Genomic DNA, 1,927 nt, shown 5'->3' with positions numbered 1-1,927 from the left:
ACGATTGTCAGGTTGTGATCTTCGTCGCTGTCGGTACCGTCTACTACCAGCACACCCCATCTGCCCTGGCTGTCCTGGACCACCGTGTAGTCGTCATCCAGGGTATAGGCCGTACCATTGCCGGTGACGGTGATACCGGTCGGGACTGTGCCGTCATAGCTCTGGTGCTGGAACAGGATCAGCTTGTCAAATTCCCAGGCGCCAGAGAGGACGGTGTCGGTCTTTTCGTCCGTGCCTGCGCCCTCGGTGCTGTAGTTATCCAGGCCGCCCCGGATCAGATGCAGCTTCTCCAGGTCTATCTCCATCAAGTTTCCTTGCACGGCGGCGCGGTGGTTGCGGATGCCGACGGCGATTTCGCCAGCGTTGTCGCTCATGACGCGCACCTTTTCCCAGGTTTCCTCGAACATCACATCACGCATGGCGCCGAGGTCTACCATATTAGCGAGGCTGTCGCCGACCTCGACCTTGCCGGAGCCGAAACGGATTGCCCGTGATTCTTGCACGGTTGTCTGCTTCACGCTCAATCATTCCTTTCGTAAATGACTTTAAAATCTTGCGGAACATAATATAAACCGGTTTTGCCGGTGCCTTTGTCGTAGCCTTCCCGGTCATGGAGCACGCCGGGGCCAGGCTCAAGCACGATCTGCTTTATGCGGTGGCCGCTTAAAATTCCCTTATACCGGCGCAGGTGTTCTTCGATCTCCATCGCCAACGTCCGGGCTGCCAGGTATGACGGCGCCCAGGCGGTGAAGTTCACCCGGGGAAAATCCACGTTTATGTCATGGTGGCCCTGGGGCGATATGATCTGATAGGTAATGGCGGGGAAGTCTACCGTGTGCAATAGATCCGGCGGGACGATTCGCCCGGCCGCAGCGGTTTCCATGGTGACCAGGTAATCCCTGATCGCAATTTCAATCATCTACCTCCCCGCCTTTCAATTGGTTTACGGCAATAAGTTTGCATGGTTCCAACTATCTGCCGCCGACCCTCGTCGATTGATTTGCGAAAAAAGCCGGAAGCGGGCATTGCACCGACGGATTTGCCGGAGGCGTGCTGCCGGGGGCCGGTGCCGAATTCGACCAGGTGTTGATGAGGGGCGATGCCGCAATCAAGGCCGACCATAGTCACCGCGGGATAATAGGGCTTATCCGGTAGCTTCTTGGTGGTGACGGCCCGCTGTAGATTGCCCGTCGGCCCTCGCGGCGCGTTGCGGCGCACAATGGCGGCCAGGCGGTCGGCGCAGGCATCGGTGCCTTCTCCGCAGGCCCTTTTCATTTCCTCCGTGATTGCCTTCATCTCTTTTTTGAGCGCGTCCATGCCGGTAACCTTGACGGTTATCATTGCGGTTCCCTCACGATTAGATCCAGCGTCCGGCCCTTGTTCTTCGGGCCGTCAAAGGCTTCGACGTAAAGCACCCGGTCGCCGATTTTGCCCCGGATTTTTGTTCGGTCGGCTTTAAGCAGGGCGTGAAGGGCGCTGTCGTATAGCACTTCGATTATGCCGCTCACTTCGGCCTGTGACTGCTGCGCTGCCCAATACGCCCGGCCCCGGCTTTCGATCCTTTTACCCCAGCGTTTAAGGGGAGGGTTAAACGGCTGCCAGTCCGGGATGTGCTGCCCGGCGGCATCGGCTGTGCCGACGTCGCGCTCGAATGTGATCCTGATGTTGTATGTCCCGGCGGGCATCAGCGATTCAACTCCTCATGCCAAAAGTAACGGGTTTTCCACAACAGATCCTCCGCCGTGCCGGGGATTTTCTGCGGGATATGACCACGCCCGGCCACGGCTTCCCGGTTCTCGACGTAGCTTGCGATTGTCTGGAGGATGGCCGCTTTGACGGCGAAGGGTATATTGCCGCAGGGGTCGGTTACTTCTTGGGTGTAATCTGCGGTAATTGATACATCCTCGCCGGGCGGTTCATTGAAGAC

The 1,927-nt window shown here is 58.1% G+C and carries 5 protein-coding genes; all 5 read right to left on the bottom strand.

Features of this window, described 5'->3' with window-relative positions:
- Positions 1 to 518, bottom strand: a 518-nt coding sequence (locus ACE4YL_RS00535) for a hypothetical protein (RefSeq protein WP_461368995.1), incomplete at its 3' end; no start/stop codon positions are given.
- Positions 519 to 520: 2 nt separating this feature from the next.
- Positions 521 to 919, bottom strand: a complete 399-nt coding sequence (locus ACE4YL_RS00530) for a hypothetical protein (protein ID WP_461368994.1) — start codon at positions 917 to 919, stop codon at positions 521 to 523.
- Entirely contained in the window at positions 916 to 1,341 is a 426-nt protein-coding gene (locus tag ACE4YL_RS00525) for an HK97-gp10 family putative phage morphogenesis protein (RefSeq protein WP_461368993.1), read from the bottom strand. The genes ACE4YL_RS00530 and ACE4YL_RS00525 overlap by 4 nt, the downstream gene beginning before the upstream one ends.
- Entirely contained in the window at positions 1,338 to 1,685 is a 348-nt protein-coding gene (locus tag ACE4YL_RS00520) for a head-tail adaptor protein (protein ID WP_461368992.1), read from the bottom strand. The genes ACE4YL_RS00525 and ACE4YL_RS00520 overlap by 4 nt, the downstream gene beginning before the upstream one ends.
- On the bottom strand, positions 1,685 to 1,927 hold a 243-nt coding region (locus ACE4YL_RS00515), incomplete at its 5' end, for a head-tail connector protein (RefSeq protein WP_461368991.1). The genes ACE4YL_RS00515 and ACE4YL_RS00520, both read right to left, overlap by 1 nt.

Source organism: Candidatus Darwinibacter acetoxidans (assembly GCF_041936445.1).
Classification (GTDB): Bacteria; Bacillota; Limnochordia; order Darwinibacteriales; family Darwinibacteriaceae; genus DTU010.
The sequence above is the reverse complement of the archived record's forward strand: the minus strand, read 5'-3'. Positions and strand labels throughout refer to the sequence as shown.